This is a genomic window from Pandoraea captiosa (assembly GCF_902459775.1).
Lineage (GTDB): Bacteria > Pseudomonadota > Gammaproteobacteria > Burkholderiales > Burkholderiaceae > Pandoraea > Pandoraea captiosa.
The window spans coordinates 244,950-259,432 of the sequence record NZ_CABPSQ010000007.1 but is presented as its reverse complement, the minus strand read 5'-3'; the positions used below and the strand labels follow the sequence as shown (position 1 = coordinate 259,432).

The 14,483-nt window shown below is 64.3% G+C and carries 11 protein-coding genes and 1 pseudogene; 7 read left to right on the top strand and 5 right to left on the bottom strand.

What is annotated here, in order from left to right:
- Positions 1–275 (top strand): hypothetical protein (locus PCA31118_RS27210; RefSeq protein ID WP_217431283.1); only part of this gene is annotated, 275 nt, incomplete at its 5' end.
- A gap of 182 nt (positions 276–457) precedes the next feature.
- On the top strand, positions 458–2,173 hold the full coding sequence (locus PCA31118_RS18610) for a phospholipase D-like domain-containing protein (RefSeq protein WP_150626574.1): 1,716 nt from the start codon (positions 458–460) through the stop codon (positions 2,171–2,173).
- Positions 2,174–2,334: 161 nt separating this feature from the next.
- On the opposite strand, the gene PCA31118_RS18605 is transcribed toward PCA31118_RS18610, so the two are convergent.
- The 4 genes from PCA31118_RS18605 to PCA31118_RS18590 all read right to left on the bottom strand — a co-directional run bounded on the left by PCA31118_RS18605 (position 2,335) and on the right by PCA31118_RS18590 (position 7,530).
- On the bottom strand, positions 2,335–4,779 hold the full coding sequence (locus PCA31118_RS18605) for a TonB-dependent siderophore receptor (RefSeq protein ID WP_150626592.1): 2,445 nt from the start codon (positions 4,777–4,779) through the stop codon (positions 2,335–2,337).
- A gap of 309 nt (positions 4,780–5,088) precedes the next feature.
- On the bottom strand, positions 5,089–6,102 hold the full coding sequence (locus tag PCA31118_RS18600) for a FecR domain-containing protein (RefSeq protein ID WP_150626573.1): 1,014 nt from the start codon (positions 6,100–6,102) through the stop codon (positions 5,089–5,091).
- Positions 6,099–6,614: a sigma-70 family RNA polymerase sigma factor gene (locus PCA31118_RS18595; protein WP_150626572.1), complete on the bottom strand. Its 516-nt coding sequence runs from the start codon at positions 6,612–6,614 to the stop codon at positions 6,099–6,101. The genes PCA31118_RS18600 and PCA31118_RS18595 overlap by 4 nt, the downstream gene beginning before the upstream one ends.
- A gap of 202 nt (positions 6,615–6,816) precedes the next feature.
- Positions 6,817–7,530 (bottom strand): M24 family metallopeptidase, encoded by a 714-nt coding sequence (locus PCA31118_RS18590; protein ID WP_150626571.1) that lies wholly within the window; start codon positions 7,528–7,530, stop codon positions 6,817–6,819.
- Between the two features lie 316 nt (positions 7,531–7,846).
- On the opposite strand from PCA31118_RS18590, the gene PCA31118_RS18585 reads away from it, so the two are divergent.
- Positions 7,847–8,815: a GlxA family transcriptional regulator gene (locus tag PCA31118_RS18585; protein ID WP_150626570.1), complete on the top strand. Its 969-nt coding sequence runs from the start codon at positions 7,847–7,849 to the stop codon at positions 8,813–8,815.
- Between the two features lie 121 nt (positions 8,816–8,936).
- Here PCA31118_RS18585 and PCA31118_RS18580 read toward each other — a convergent pair.
- Positions 8,937–9,830, bottom strand: a pseudogene (locus tag PCA31118_RS18580) (LysR family transcriptional regulator); the annotation flags it as partial.
- A gap of 90 nt (positions 9,831–9,920) precedes the next feature.
- On the opposite strand from PCA31118_RS18580, the gene PCA31118_RS18575 reads away from it, so the two are divergent.
- From PCA31118_RS18575 to PCA31118_RS18560, 4 genes are all read left to right on the top strand, one after another.
- On the top strand, positions 9,921–11,546 hold the full coding sequence (locus tag PCA31118_RS18575; protein ID WP_150626568.1) for an ATP-dependent acyl-CoA ligase: 1,626 nt from the start codon (positions 9,921–9,923) through the stop codon (positions 11,544–11,546).
- A 133-nt stretch (positions 11,547–11,679) separates the two neighbouring features.
- Positions 11,680–13,014 (top strand): MFS transporter, encoded by a 1,335-nt coding sequence (locus PCA31118_RS18570; RefSeq protein ID WP_150626567.1) that lies wholly within the window; start codon positions 11,680–11,682, stop codon positions 13,012–13,014.
- Between the two features lies 1 nt (position 13,015).
- The gene (locus PCA31118_RS18565) at positions 13,016–14,182 is read left to right on the top strand and encodes a thiolase family protein (RefSeq protein WP_150626566.1); all 1,167 of its coding nucleotides are present in this window, start codon (positions 13,016–13,018) and stop codon (positions 14,180–14,182) included.
- Complete coding sequence (locus tag PCA31118_RS18560; RefSeq protein ID WP_150626565.1) at positions 14,179–14,481, top strand: Zn-ribbon domain-containing OB-fold protein; 303 nt, start codon at positions 14,179–14,181, stop codon at positions 14,479–14,481. The genes PCA31118_RS18565 and PCA31118_RS18560 overlap by 4 nt, the downstream gene beginning before the upstream one ends.
- Positions 14,482–14,483 lie beyond the last annotated feature (2 nt).

Below are 14,483 nucleotides of genomic sequence, written 5' to 3'. Positions count from 1 at the left end.
TGCATCAGCAGCAGAGAAGTGAGATTATGTCGCAGCTTCTCGTCGTCGTCAACAGTTTTTTTCGCTTTCTTCGTTCGTCGCCGCAGCGACTCACAAGCTCCAAAACCACCAACCACCGGGCTTTCCAGCCCGTCGCCCCAACCTCGCCGCTGCTTTCGCTGCGTCGCTGTCGTTGCGAGAGACGAGATATTAGTGAAAACCCGAGACCCTGGCAAGCACTTTGTGAAAATAATTTGAAAAGGACTGAAAAAGGCAAAAAAAGGCCCGCGTCGTGAGCGGGCCAAGATCCATGGGACAGGACACATGGAGGAGACGGGTTCACTGTATCCGGGCCTCCCCCGACGACGCAACGAATGAAATCGCATATGCTTCTTGAAAGCTTGCCTATATGGAAAGGCAGTGTCAGCGTCGCAGCATCATTGTCCGGCCCACCTCTCTATATATAAGAGCGTTTGAGATGCTTCCTTTGCGCGCCTTCCGGTCGCCCTCCCGATCGCCCGCCCTACCGCATAGCGTCGGGCATCCCACCTCGCCCGGCCAACCGTGCGCGGCACGCCAACGGCGCTTGATCGTCCCCGGCCGCCTGCTGCGGCTCATTCCGCTCGCACTGCTCGTCACGGCATGCTCGTCGGTGCGCCCGCCGCCTGAGCCATCTCAATGGACCACTCATACCCCTGCGACGACGCCGGGCGCATTAGCCTCTGCACTCTCCCCGGCCGTGAGCTCGCACCCGGGCCAGTCAGGCTTCCAGTTGTTGGCAACGGGTTCCGCGGCCTTCACGACCCGGCTGGCGCTGGTGCAGTCGGCGCAACATAGCCTGGACGTCCAGTACTACAGCGCCGGTGAAGACATCACCGGTCGCCTGCTGCTCCAGTCCCTGTTGGATGCCGCTCAGCGGGGCGTGCGCATTCGCATGCTGGTGGACGACATCAACCGCCGTCACACCGACCCCGCATTCGCCGCGCTCGACGAGAGTCCCAATATCGAGATCCGCGTTTTCAACCCGTTCGGCACCCGGGACACCACACTGCTCCAGCGCGCAGGCAATCTGCTCACGCGCTTCGACCAGTTGAACCGCCGCATGCACAACAAGGCGCTTGTCGCCGACAACCAAGTGGCGATCGTGGGCGGCCGCAATCTGGGCGACGAATACTTCGACGCGAATCCCGACCTCTCTTTCCGGGACTTCGATCTGCTGTGCGCCGGTCCGGTCGTGGACGCCATTTCCCGCAGCTTCGACCATTTCTGGACGAGCCCGCAGTCCTACCCCCTCAAGCAAGTCCAGTCGAAGATCGACGATGAGACACTCGACGCCACCCGCCAGGCGCTTGCCCAACATTGGCGCGACGCCGAGAACGTCCCCGCCGGGCGCGAAGCACTCCATCAGCCGCCTCTGGCCGCCAGCCTGCGCAACGGCGCCGTCCCGCTCTTCTGGGCTCCCGCCGAACTCGCAGCCGACTCGCCCGACAAGCTCGATGCCCCGGTCGCCGAAACCCAAAGCAAGCCGGGGGAAAAGCTTCGCCAGCTCGCCGCCCACGCGCAAAGCGAAGTTCTGATCATCTCCCCCTACTTCGTCCCCCTCGATGGCGGCGTCCGCTTCCTGTCCGCGCTCACGCAACGCGGCGTCGACGTGCGCGTATTGACGAACTCGCTAGCCGCAACCGATGTCGTCCCGGTCCACGCCGGCTACGCCCGCTATCGACCGGCACTGTTGCAGGCGGGCATCGCGTTGTACGAATTCAAGCCGATCCGCACGGACGACGGCGAGCGCCAATCCCGACGCGTGACGTTCGGCGGCTCATCGCGCGCGAGTCTGCACGGCAAGGCTTACGTGATCGATCGGCGTGCGGTCGTTCTGGGCTCGTTCAATCTGGACCCGCGCTCGGTACGCCTGAATACCGAACTGGCCATCGTGATCCACAGCCCGGAGTTTGCCGAGCGGATGGCCAGAATCTTCGAGCGCGCAACGTCACCTCGCACGAGCTTCCGCGTCGAACTCGCCCCGGTCCGCACGGCCCCACCCACGCCGACACCACCCACCATGCCGAGTCTGCGCTGGGTCGGCGAGGAAAATGGTCAGCCCCGGACTTTCGACGTCGAGCCCTACGCCACTTTCGGACGTAATGCCGTCGCCGGCGCGTTCACCCTTTTGCCGAGCGACGACTTCCTCTGAGCGCGACGCCATCCCCTGCCAGCGCCGCCCGCGTCTTCAGACCCTTCGAACCCGTCAAACTCTTCGAACGCTTCGCCCCCTTCGACACCTCGCAAAAAAACCGCCGTCCCGACACCCCGGGAACGGCGGTTTTCCGTGACGCAGATGCCCCGTCGCGGCCGTCAGAACTCGAACGTCGCCGACAACGTCGCGGCGCGCGCATCGCCGATCGCCACCACGGTCTGGCTGACGCTGGACGGGTAGTACGTCTTGTTGAAGACGTTCCTGACGTTGAACTGATAGTGCACGGGATGCCGTCCGATTTTCGTGTCGTACGTGGCGAACACGTCGGCAACGAAGTACGCCGGTAGCGTAAAGGTGTTCGCCGAGTCCCCGGGACGCGATCCAACATACCGGCCGACCGCCCCGAGCCGCAGATTGCCGCCGCCGTCGCCCAGCACGGGCCCCCAGTCGTACACCCCCGCGAGCGACGCCGTATGCCGTGCCGCATTGACCAGCGTGTTGCCCGCGTACAGCGGATCGTCCGTCGTCTTCGCATCGATGAATGCGTAGCTCGCGATCACATTCCAGCGCTGCCCGATCCGACCGGACATATCGAGCTCGACACCTCGCGAGCGTGCCGCACCGGACGTACGCCAATCCAGCGTACTGCTCCCCGGCACGGCCTGCGACACGAGCACATTGCGCTTGTCGATGTTGAACAACGCGAGCGTGCCGCTCAGTCCACCGGGCATGTCGAGCTTCGCCCCGACCTCATACGAACGCGCATGCTCGGGCGCCACGTTCGAGTCGATGACCACGCCCGTCGACAGCGGTGCGATGGTGGACGTCGGCTTGAGCGACTCCGAATAGCTGCCGTACAACGACAGGTCGTCCCGCACTTTGTAGACGACACCGGCACGCGGCAGCCACTTCGAGTCGCTGATATCGGTATTGGCCTTGAACGGACGCCCCTTGCCTGCGAACTGACTGTAGGTCAGCAAACGCACCCCGCCGACCAGAATCCAGCGGTCGGTGACATGGATCGCGTCCTGGAAAAAGAGCGACGCATCGTGCAGCGTGTCGGTCTGGTCGCTGTCGCTGGCCGATACCGTCGTCGGAATCACCTCGCAACCATAGACCGGATTCAGATAGGAGAACGTGCACTTCGCCGCCTGACGAATCAGATCGCGCCGGTAGATGCGCCGATACTCCCAGTCGCCGCCGAACTGCAGATCGTGCCGCATCCCCGCGAGCGTGACCTTCCCGTCGAGATACGCCGTGCCGAAACTGTCGGTGCTGTCCGAGCCGCGCGTCGCGTCGTTGCTTCGCGAGACGATGCCCGTCGTCGAGTTCACACCGGTAATGCGCAGCTGTCCGGCGTCGTACGTCTCGGTGTTGTAGCTGTAACCCACGTGCGCCTTCCAGTCCCCGTTGAACTGATGGTCGAGCGTGATCTGCGCGAGATGCGACTGTCCGGCCATCTCGTTGTGCACGTCATCGAGACGCTCCCGCGCCGGAATCGCCAGCGGCCGGTTCGTCTTCGGATCGAGCGCCGTGCCGCGGTCGAACGGCGTGAGGAAATTGCGGTACTCGTACGACACGACGACCTGCGTATCGCGTCCGTAATAGGCCAATGTCGGCGCGACGAGCGTCTCACGTTGCGAGCCGAAATATCGCCAGTACTGCTGGTTGTTCTGGTCGACGACCAGACGGTAGGCGAGCCGCGAATCGCCAATATCGCCCATATCGCCAATAGGCCCCGTAGTATCGAGCGTCTCCTCCACGCCGTTCTTGCCGTGCCCGTATGTCGTGCCCGCCACGCTCACCGCCGTATAGGGCCTGAGCAACGGACGCTTGCTCGCCACGTTGATCACGCCCCCGGGGTCCATGATCCCGTACAGCAGCGACGTCGGCCCCTTGAGCACCTCCACCGAATCTGCGTTCGCGTTGAACCCGCGCCCCTGCACGAGCGGCATGCCGTTGTGCATGATCGAGCCATCGCGGTTGCCGCCGAAGCCGCGCTTGAGCAGCGTGTCCTGCGTACTTGCCAACGTGTTGCCCTGCACGATGCCGCTGACGTTGACCAGCGCGTCGTCGAGCGTTCGCGCTCGCTGGTCGGCGAGCACCTGATGGGGCACCACGTTGATGGCCTGGGGGATGTCCAGGACGGGCGTATCGGAGCGGGTGACGTTGGCGTCCACCGGCATGCGGTACGCATCGGTCCACGCCTGCGCCTGCACGTGGGTGGCGGGCAACGCCACATCGCCCGAGCCGCCGTCGGGCGCGAGCGTCGCCACAGCGCGCGCCACCTGCGGCACCAGCGTATAGCCCGCGCCTTGCGGTGATGCCGTCAATCCCGTGCCTGCAAGCAAATGGCCGAACGCCGCGGGCACATCGAAGCGACCGTGCACGCCGGGGCTTTGGCGGCCAGCGGTCAGGGCGGGGGCATACGTCAGCAGAATGCCCGATTCCCGGCCGAAGCGCGCGAGCACGGTGTCGAGCGAGCCCGCGGGAATGTCATAGGGACGTGCAACGGAGGCGACACTTGCTGCCGCGTCTGACGGTGAGGGCGTTTGCGCATAAACGCCGCCGGCCATCAAGGTCGATCCGAGCGACGCGAACATCAGCGCGACGCCCGCGCAGATACCACGGCGATCCCAACGGGGGACGTCGGCGGCGCCGGCGGCACCAATGGCACCGATGGCCACCGACCCAGCGCGGCCACGCAACAAAGACAGGAATTCGGGCAAAGCGACGGCCATGATGTCAGTCTCGTACTGGCTAAAGAGAAAAGGTTTCACTTCCCTTGTCACGCGAGACCGACAAAACAGCTCACTGACCGTAAAAAATCGATGACAGGTGTGGAAATGCCATACGGCACATCGATCGCCATCCATTGCCATTGATCGCTTCACCGCGATCCTTCACCGCGATCAGCCGCGCGGCCCGACCGTCACCCAATAGCGGGTGACGGCAGTCACCGCGACTGGCAATGCATGCGGCAGCACGCCCAGGATGGCATCGATATCCGCGAGCGGATAGGTACCGGACACGCGCAACGAGGCCACCGTCGGGTCGCAGCGCAGATACCCGCGACGGTAGCGCGAGAGTTCGGCGAGAAAGGCGTCCAGACGCATATCGGCCGCCACGAAGATCCCATCCGTCCACGCGCCGTCGCCCTGGGCAAACGGCAGTACCGGCCCAACGCCGCCGGCGGTAAATCGCGCCTGCTCACCGGCATGGACGATTCGCCCAAGCGTCGCACCTGTCCCCGCCACGGCGCCCGCTTTCGGCATCACCCGCACCGCGCCCTCGAAGACTTGTACGGAGGTGTCACCGCCCTCGTCCGTCTGACGCACCACGAAACGCGTACCCAGCGGCGCAAGCGTTCCGTGCGCCGTCGACACGACCAGCTCACGCGGCGGCACATGGCCGGCGTCCCGACCGGTGGTGACCATGATTTCGCCCTCGATAAGCGCGATGCCCCGCACGTCGCCATCCATCGACAAGCGCACGGCCGTACGCGTATTGAGCAAGAGCGTAGTGCCGTCGGCCAGAGACAAGGTACGACGCTCGCCTGCGCCGGTGCGCGCGTCGGCACGCAGCCGCTGGAGCGCTACCGGATCGCTCGCCACCCACGCCCCGGCGCCGACGAAGAGGGCCCCGGCAATGGCCTTCACCGCCATGCGCCGCCCGCGCGAGCGGGGTGCGTGCAACGTAGCCCGGGCCACCGCGGCGCCCAAGGTGTCGGACACATGACGCATTCGTGAGTCCGCCCCTTCGATATGACGCCACGCGCGCTCGTGCTCGGGGTGCGCCTCGCGCCAGCGCAAGCAAGCCGCGCGCAGCGCGTCGGTGGCATCGTCGCTTTGCAGCGTGACCCACCACTCGACCGCCTGCCGCGCAATGCCCGCGTCGAAAGCCGTGGCGGAGGTCGCGCGCGTCATGGCGTCTCCATGGCGAAGAAACACTGCGTGCCCGCGCGGACCAGGTGACGCTTCACCGTCGCGAGCGAAATGCCCAGCTCGGCGCTGATTTCAGCATGCGTGAGGCCGTCGAGCTGCGCCAGCAGGAACGCGCGTTTGACGAGCGGCGGCAGCCCATCGAGGCAACGATCGATCTCGAACAGGGTTTCGAGCACGATGGCGCGCTCCTCCGGCGAGGGAGCCAGCGCTTCAGGCTGTTGGGAAAGGGCTTCGAGATAGGCCCGCTCGATCTGTTCGCGACGCCAGTGGTTATAGAGAACGCGCTGGGCGACCGTCGTCAGAAACGCGCGCGGCGACAGGAGTCCGCCCGGCGGATCGCGCTCGAGCAGACGGACGAACGTGTCATGTGCGAGGTCGGCCGCGCGGTGCGAACAGCCGGTCTTGCGATGCAACCAGCCATGAAGCCAGCCGTGATGATCGCTGTAGAGTCTGCGCAACGTGGTCTCGCGTTGCAGCGTGTCGTCGGCGGGCATGCGCCCCTCCTGTCCCCGGGCCAGGTGTGGCCGCAAGGCTCAGGCACCGTTTTGCAAATGAGAATCGTTCGCAGTATAGCAAACAAGCGCCGGGGATACGACGGACATGATGGCCGTTGCCGCTACGCGTAGCGCGTATGCCACAGCGTTCGGCGACGGCCATCCAACCACGGGTTCGGTCACGAGTTCATTCGGTGAGCGGTCAGTAGTAGGCGTCTTCGAGCAGCATGTCCTCGAAGAATGCGCCGAAGCGCTGTTGCGGATCACGCAGATGGATTTCCAGAATCCAGCGCATCGGCGAAGGCGTTGTGCCGAAGTCGGCCAGCGAGCCGGTATGGATGGCGGCGTGCGGGAAGTCCGATACGCGGTGCCCCGGCAAGTCGAAATTCAGCGTCCAGCCCATGCGACGCGCCACGTCGTCGGCGTAGGCGTACAGCGCCTGTCCTGTGGCAGCTTCCCGCTGCCATTTCGCACGCACGTCGTGGAAGAGCGTTTCGGCGTCGCGCGCGCAGCGCTCGTATTGGGCGTGCTCACCGACGACGAAGCTCGCACCGCCGTCGCCCTCCCATGCTTCGAAGCGCGGTGCGATATCGATGAAAAACAAGTCGTTTTCCCCGAGCACGACTCCCGGTTCGGAAGGCTGACGCATTGGCTTGAGGGTGTTCGTGCCGAAACGCACACGCGTCGGGTGCCAGCTCAGTTCCAGACCCGCCGCAGCCAGCACACGCTTTGCCATGACGACGGCGTCTTCCTCGACCATGCCGGGATGCACGTGGCGTGCGATCTCGGCGATCGCGGCTCGGGTCTTGTTGCGCGCGGCAAGCATACCGTCGACAGAGAATGCCGGACCGACACGCTCGGCCAGCGAGGCTTCATCCGGGTAACGGACGGGGGAGGAATTGGCTGAATTCGACATCGATGACCTCATGGGGAAATGGAGATGCAAGGGTTGGGGTGAAGGGTCGGGTAGACGCGGCGACAGCCGTTGCCTTCGCCGAATGTCACGATTGTCGAAGCGCGGCCGCCTTTCGCCGCGTGAGGCGAACGGCCCATTTGCGCCAACCCGCGGCATCTTCGCGCCAGCGCCCGGCCGCGGTGCTGCCGATGCGCCGCTTTCTGCCAAAATGCCCCCATATCACAGCCATCGCGACCATCACGGCCATCACTGCCCCCCAATTCCAACCCCGCGCCCTCCGTGTCCGGCCCCACTCACTGCGTCCCACAAAATCGCCATGATCCGTAACGTCGCCCTGCTGGTTTTTCCCGGCGTGCAGTCGCTCGATGTGAGCGGTCCGCTCGATGTCTTCGCGGAAGCCAACCGCTTCCTGCTGCCCGACGATCACTATCAGACCGAGGTCATCGGCACGCAGCACGGCGCCATCGCGTGCTCGAACGGCATGACGGTGTTGCCGCGTCGGCACTATCAGGCGGTGAGCGGTCACGTCGATCTGTTGCTGGTCGCGGGGGGGCCGTCGCTGTTGACCGAGGATCTCGGGCCGAACGTCTATCGCTGGCTCTACGACATGGTGCCGCGCGCCCGACGCTACGGCTCGATCTGCAACGGTGCGCTGATACTGGCTGCGGCGGGCTTGCTCGACGGCAAGCGCGTGACGACGCACTGGAACGATGTCGAAGTGTTGGCCGCGCGCGCCCCGCTCGCGCACATCGAAGCCGACCGGCTGTTCATTCAGGACGGGCGTTTGTACACGTCGGCGGGCGTGACGGCGGGGATCGATCTCTGCCTGCATCTGCTCGCACAGGATCACGGACAGGAAGTGGCATTGAATGTTGCGAAGCGTCTGGTCGTCTTCACGCAACGTGCGGGCGGGCAGTCTCAGTTCAGTCCGTACCTCACACCCTACGCGCCGCCGACCTCGCCCGTCGCGCAGGTGCAGCAGTACGTGCTGGCGCATCTGGCCGAGCCGCTGTCGGTCGGCGATCTGGCCGCCGTAGCGAAAATGAGCGTGCGCAACTTCTCACGGGTCTTCGCGCGCGACGCCGGCGTTACCCCCGCCGAGTTCGTCAGCGCCGCGCGCGTGGACGCGGCACGTGTGATGCTCGAGAACGGCAACGCACCGCTCAAGACCGTGGCGTGGGAATGCGGCTTCGGCGATCCGCACAATATGCGCAAAGTGTTTCAGCGCCGCTTCGGCGTGTCGCCACAACAGTACCGCGAGAACTTCGGACAGCCGCAGGCGTAGCGCACGCGAAATACCTTGCTGCCGGTCGTGGCGCTCAGATGGATCGGGCGGATCGGGCTTTCGCTCGGGAACGCCCGCCGGCGGTCTTCCCTCTGCCCTCACCGCCAATCCCGATCGCGTCGACCACGGATACGACGAACTCGCGAAACCAGCGTATTCCCTCGTCGGCATCGAACGCCTGATGCCAGTGAACCGTCGACTCCGCTTCCGGGGCCTCGATCGGCAGCGGGTATATAGCAAACTTCCCGGAGGCATTCAGGATCTGCGCGACCCCCTTGGGCAAGGTGGCGACCCAATCGGTGCGCTCGAGGATCTCCGGCACGATCGTAAAGTGCGGCACGCTGATCGCCAGCCGTCGTTGCAGTCCTCCGCCATTAAGCGTTTCTTCGATCAGAAAATGACTTGAGTCCGTCGACGTCACGGCGATGTGCGACATCGCGAGAAACTGCTCCCGCGACAACACGCGCGCGGGCAAGCCGGGCCGCTTGCGTGTCATGCAGGCATACGTCTCGCGGAACATCACGATGTGGTTGGTCATGCCTTTGAGCGTGGGCAAATTGCCAATCGCAAAATCCAGTTGCCCCAATCTCAGCCGCTCCTCCACCGCGCTCGCATCGACAAGTTCAACGGACAGCCGCACGCGCGGCGCAACGTGCTGAAGCGCCTCACACAGTCGCGGCAAGAACACCTGAACACCGATATCGCTCATCGACAGCCTGAATATTCGCGTGCTCGTCTTCGCATCGAACACCTTGTCGTGATTGAGCACTTCCTGGATCGAAACCATCGCGCGACTCAACGGCAGCGCCAGACGCTCTGCGGTCGGTGTCGGCAACATGCCGTCGCTCGTGCGCACGAACAGCGGATCGTCAAAGAGGGAACGCAAGCGCGACAGCGCGTAGCTTGTCGCCGGTTGCGACAAACCAATACGCTCTCCCGCGCGCGTGATGTTGCGCTCTTCAAGGACTGCATGAAATACGCGAAGCAGGTTCAGGTCGACGTCTTTAATATCCATGGCACTTATGACGATGATATTTACGATGCATTTGACGGATATGTTACCCATTTCTAGACTTCATGACATTCATCGAAGGGGTATCAAGACATGGGTTGCATCGAAACAATCGTGGCGCAAACCGAGGCCGCAACGCAGGCACCGGGCGCTCAACGGACACTCCCTGCGCTACTCAGCGCTCGCACCGCGAGAAACCCGGGCACACCACTCTTTTCCGACCGCAATACGGTATTGACCGCTGCCGAAGCCACGCTGATTGCGGCGCGTCGTGCGGGCACGCTCGCGGCTCACGGCATCAAGCGTGGCGATCACGTTGCGCTGATGTGCGGCAACCGCGTCGAGTTCATCGAAATGGTGCTCGGCTGCGGATGGCTCGGCGCGGTGGTGGTCCCCATCAACACGGCCTCACGCGGCTTCCAGCTCGCGCACATCCTTCGCAATAGCGGCGCCCGATTGCTCATTGCCGAAGCCGCGCTGGCGGATTCGGTCAACGCACTCGAAGCGGATGACCTGAGTCTGGAGAAAGTCTGGCTGATCGACGAGCCGGTCCCGGGCGCATTGGCGCCGGCCTGGCCCACCACGCCCGTGCCGCCGCTGGGCGACGCAGTCGCCGCAGCGCATCTTTCGGACGGTGATCCGTTTGCCATTCTGTATACGTCGGGCACCTCCGGCGTTTCCAAGGGTGTCGTATGCCCTCACGCGCAGTTCTATTGGTGGGGACGAAACACCGGCGGCGATCTCGGCATCGGCAAGGGCGACGTGCTCTATACCTGTCTGCCGCTGTTTCACACCAACGCGCTCAATACCTTCTTCCAGGCCCTGATTCTCGATGCCATGCAGGTCGTCGACCGCCGCTTCTCTGCGAGCGGATTCTTCGACGCACTGGTCGACACCGGGGCGACGGTCACCTACGTACTCGGCGCGATGGTGCCGATTCTGCTCGGACGCCCCGTGTCCGCGAACGAGCGCAAGCACAAGGTGCGCATCGCGCTCGCCCCCGGCGTGCCCGGCAACTTCCATCGCGAATTTACCGAGCGCAGCGGCATCACGCTGATCGACGGGTTCGGCTCGACCGAGACCAACAGCGTGATCGGCGGCGACGTGAGCGCGCAGCGTGTGGGTTTCATGGGCCGGCTCGCGGCGGGCTTCGAGGCACGCGTGGTCGATGCGAACGACATGCCGGTGCCCGATGGCGAACCCGGCGAATTGATCTTGCGCGCCAACGAGCCGTTTGCCTTTGCCAGCGGTTACCACGGCATGCCCGACAAGACGGTCGAAGCGTGGCGCAATCTCTGGTTCCACACCGGCGATCGCGTCATCCGAAGCGAAGACGGCTATTTCCGTTTTGTCGACCGACTCAAGGACGCGATTCGACGCCGTGGCGAGAACGTCTCCTCGTACGAAGTCGAACAGGTTCTGCTCAGCCATCCGAGCATCGAAACCGCAGCCGTGTTTGCGGTGAAGTCCGCGCTCGCCGAAGACGAGGTCATGGCTGCCGTCGTGCCGTGCGATGGCCACACCATCGACCCGCTCGACCTGATTCGCTACTGCGAGCCACGGTTGCCGTACTTCGCCGTGCCTCGCTACCTCGACATCGTGTCGGACCTGCCGAAGACGGAAAACGGAAAGATCCAGAAATTCAAGCTGCGCGAATGCGGCGTGAGCGCGTCGACGTGGGATCTCGAGACATCGGGATACCGCCTCAAACGGTCCTGATGCGTTTTTGATGCCCAGAGTTTCCCGCCCCGCCATCACCGTGTGCTCACCTCGCTGAGCGACACGGTGCGTGCGGGGCAATCGCAACGTCACCTCATGCGTGCATCGACAGGTGCACTACCAGGAGCTTCAGATGGCAAGCACGCAAACGTATAGCGGCCCGGATTCCGGCGGGACGGTGGCTAATGTCGATGAACGATCGCTTCGACGCATTGTGTTCGCGTCGGTGATAGGCAACGCGTTAGAGTGGTACGACTTCTTTCTTTACAGTACGGCTGCCGCGCTGGTCTTTGGCGAGCTGTTCTTCCCCACCGGCACCGATCCGCTGCTCGGTACCCTGGCCGCCTTCGCAGGCTTCGCCATCGGCTTTGCCGCGCGGCCCTTCGGCGGCATTGTCTTCGGCCACATCGGCGACAAGTTCGGACGCAAGGGCGCGCTCGTCTGGACCCTTTCCATCATGGGCGGCGCCACGTTCCTGATCGGCCTGCTCCCGACCTACGCGCAAGCGGGCTTCTGGTCTCCCGTGCTGCTGATCGTGCTGCGCATTCTGCAAGGCATCGCTGCCGGCGGTGAATGGGGCGGCGGCGTTCTGATGATCAGCGAGTCTGCCCCTGCGGACAAGCGTGGCTACTACGCGTCGTGGAGCCAGATCGGTGTGGGCGGCGGCTTCGTGCTCTCCGCCGCCGTGTTTTACGCCGTACAGATGTTGCCCAAGGATGCCTTCCTGAGCTGGGGCTGGCGCATTCCGTTCGTGCTTTCCATCGTCATCTTCGGCGTCGGTGTGTACATTCGCTCGCGCTTGCCGGAAAGCACGGAATTCTCGAAGGCGGAAGCGGCCGGAAAAACCGTGCACGCCCCGTTGCTCGACGTCATTCGCAAGCATCCCAGGGAAATTCTGATGGCCATGGGATTGCGTGTGGCCGAGAACGGCGGTTCATACATCGTCGTGGCGTTCGCGCTGGTCTACGGAAAATTCATCGGCGTGCCCAACCAGATCATGCTGGGCGGCCTGATCGTGTCGATGATCGCCGAACTCTTCACGATTCCCTTCTGGGGTCGCCTGTCGGACCGTGTGGGACGCAAGCCGGTCTACATGATCGGCGCCATGGGCTTCGTGCTGATGGCGTTCCCGTTCTTCTGGATGCTCGACACGCATACGCCCGCGTGGATCTGGCTGGCGTTCATGTTGGGCAACGCGGTCTGCCACGGCGCGATGATCGGCACCCAACCGAGCCTGATGGGCGAGCTGTTCAGCACCGAAGTGCGCTACTCGGGCATGGCGCTCGGTCACGAAGTTGCTTCGGTGTTCGCCGGTGGCCTCTCGCCGCTGATCGCAACCGCCCTGCTGGCGCATTACCACGCCTCCTGGCCCATCGCCCTGCTGATGATGTTCCTGGGTGGCGTCACGGTCGTCTCCCTGTTGTTCACGCGGGAAACCACGCGTCGAAGCCAACGGCAGGGGCATTGAGATGACGTACAGCGATTTTCGCGGCGCACTCATCACCGCCGGCGTCGAAGTTCCCTACCAGCGGCGCGCGACCGAAGGTAACACCGGTGATTTGCTCGCCGATGCCTTCTCGCAGGCATTGGCCGAGTCGGGCTTCGGCATCAAGGACATCGACGGTCTGGGCGTCGCCTCCTTTACCCTGGGGCCCGACCACGCGGTCGACATGGCGTGGCGGCTGGGACTGAGCCCGCGCTGGTGCATGGACGACTGTCATGGTGGCGCGAGTGCCATCAACATGCTGCAGCACGCGGTGCGGGCAATCCAGTGCGGCGACGCCAATGTCGTTGCGCTGCTCTCGGGCGACCGCTTCGAAGCGGCCGACTTCAAGCAACTGGTCGATCACTACAACCTGACGACGCGTCAATGGTTAAGACCGCTGGAGACGGGCGGCCCCAATGCGGTCTTCGCCATGCTCACGCAACGCCATGCCCGACGGTTCGATCTGACGTCGGAAGACTACGGCGCGCTGTGCGTGGCGCAACGGCGCTGGGCGGCACAGAACCCAAACGCGGTGTATCGGAGCCCAATGACGCTCGCGGACTATCTGGACGCGCCGCTGGTCGCCGACCCGTTGCGGCGTCTGGACTGCGTGCCGGTCGTTTGCGGGGCCAACGCCATCATCGTGGCGCGCGCGGACCTGGTTCGCCGAGCGCGCAATGTGCGCATTCGTGCCGTGCAAAGTCTTTTCAATACGGATCATCAGGCCGGTGACGGGTTGACCACACCGCTGGCTTCCGTGGCCCCGGCACTGTGGCAGCAGGCCGGTGTCGCACCGCACGACATGGACGTCATTTCCGTTTATGACGACTACCCGGTCATGGCGCTGATCCAGCTTGCCGATCTCGGATTCGCACCCGACGGCGACATACGCGCGCTGCTCGCGCGCATCGCCTCGCGTGAGCTGAACGTCAACACCTCGGGCGGTCAGCTCTCGGCCGGGCAGGCCGGTGCAGCCGGTGGCATGCACGGTCTCGTCGAGGCGGTGACGCAGTTGCGGCACGGCGCCGGTGAGCGTCAGGTTGCCGACGCGCGTCTTGCCGTCGTCAGCGGCTACGGCATGGTCGAGTACCGCTACGGCATGTGCGGCAATGCCGTGGTGCTCGAGGGCGTCACAGGAGAAACGTCATGACCTTGTCGGTCTTTCAATGCAATCAATGCGATCACACGCTCTTCCCTGCGCGCTACCTGTGCCCGAATTGCGGCAGCGCCGACTGGCAGCGCGTGCCGTTCGCTCAGGGGACCGTGGCAGAGGCCACCGTCGTGCACCAGCGAGTGGGCCAGCCCAACGCCGCACCGCTTCATCTCGCGAGTGTCGTCAGCTCGGCCGGCCCCATCGTCATCGCCCGTTCGGACGCGGCGCTTCATGCGGGCGATGTCGTCCGCCTCACCATCGATGCCGGCGGCGCCATCGTGGCTTCGCCCATCTGATA

Excerpts from the sequence above, each read along its gene's own strand:
- PCA31118_RS18605 (WP_150626592.1), bottom strand. The coding sequence starts at position 4,779 with ATGTTCGCGTCGCTCGGATCGACCTTGATGGCCGGCGGCGTTTATGCG.
- PCA31118_RS18610 (WP_150626574.1), top strand. The coding sequence starts at position 458 with ATGCTTCCTTTGCGCGCCTTCCGGTCGCCCTCCCGATCGCCCGCCCTA.
- PCA31118_RS18570 (WP_150626567.1), top strand. The coding sequence starts at position 11,680 with ATGGCAAGCACGCAAACGTATAGCGGCCCGGATTCCGGCGGGACGGTG.
- PCA31118_RS18590 (WP_150626571.1), bottom strand. The coding sequence starts at position 7,530 with ATGTCGAATTCAGCCAATTCCTCCCCCGTCCGTTACCCGGATGAAGCC.
- PCA31118_RS18595 (WP_150626572.1), bottom strand. The coding sequence starts at position 6,614 with ATGCCCGCCGACGACACGCTGCAACGCGAGACCACGTTGCGCAGACTC.
- PCA31118_RS18560 (WP_150626565.1), top strand. The coding sequence starts at position 14,179 with ATGACCTTGTCGGTCTTTCAATGCAATCAATGCGATCACACGCTCTTC.
- PCA31118_RS18575 (WP_150626568.1), top strand. The coding sequence starts at position 9,921 with ATGGGTTGCATCGAAACAATCGTGGCGCAAACCGAGGCCGCAACGCAG.
- PCA31118_RS18565 (WP_150626566.1), top strand. The coding sequence starts at position 13,016 with ATGACGTACAGCGATTTTCGCGGCGCACTCATCACCGCCGGCGTCGAA.
- PCA31118_RS18585 (WP_150626570.1), top strand. The coding sequence starts at position 7,847 with ATGATCCGTAACGTCGCCCTGCTGGTTTTTCCCGGCGTGCAGTCGCTC.
- PCA31118_RS18600 (WP_150626573.1), bottom strand. The coding sequence starts at position 6,102 with ATGACGCGCGCGACCTCCGCCACGGCTTTCGACGCGGGCATTGCGCGG.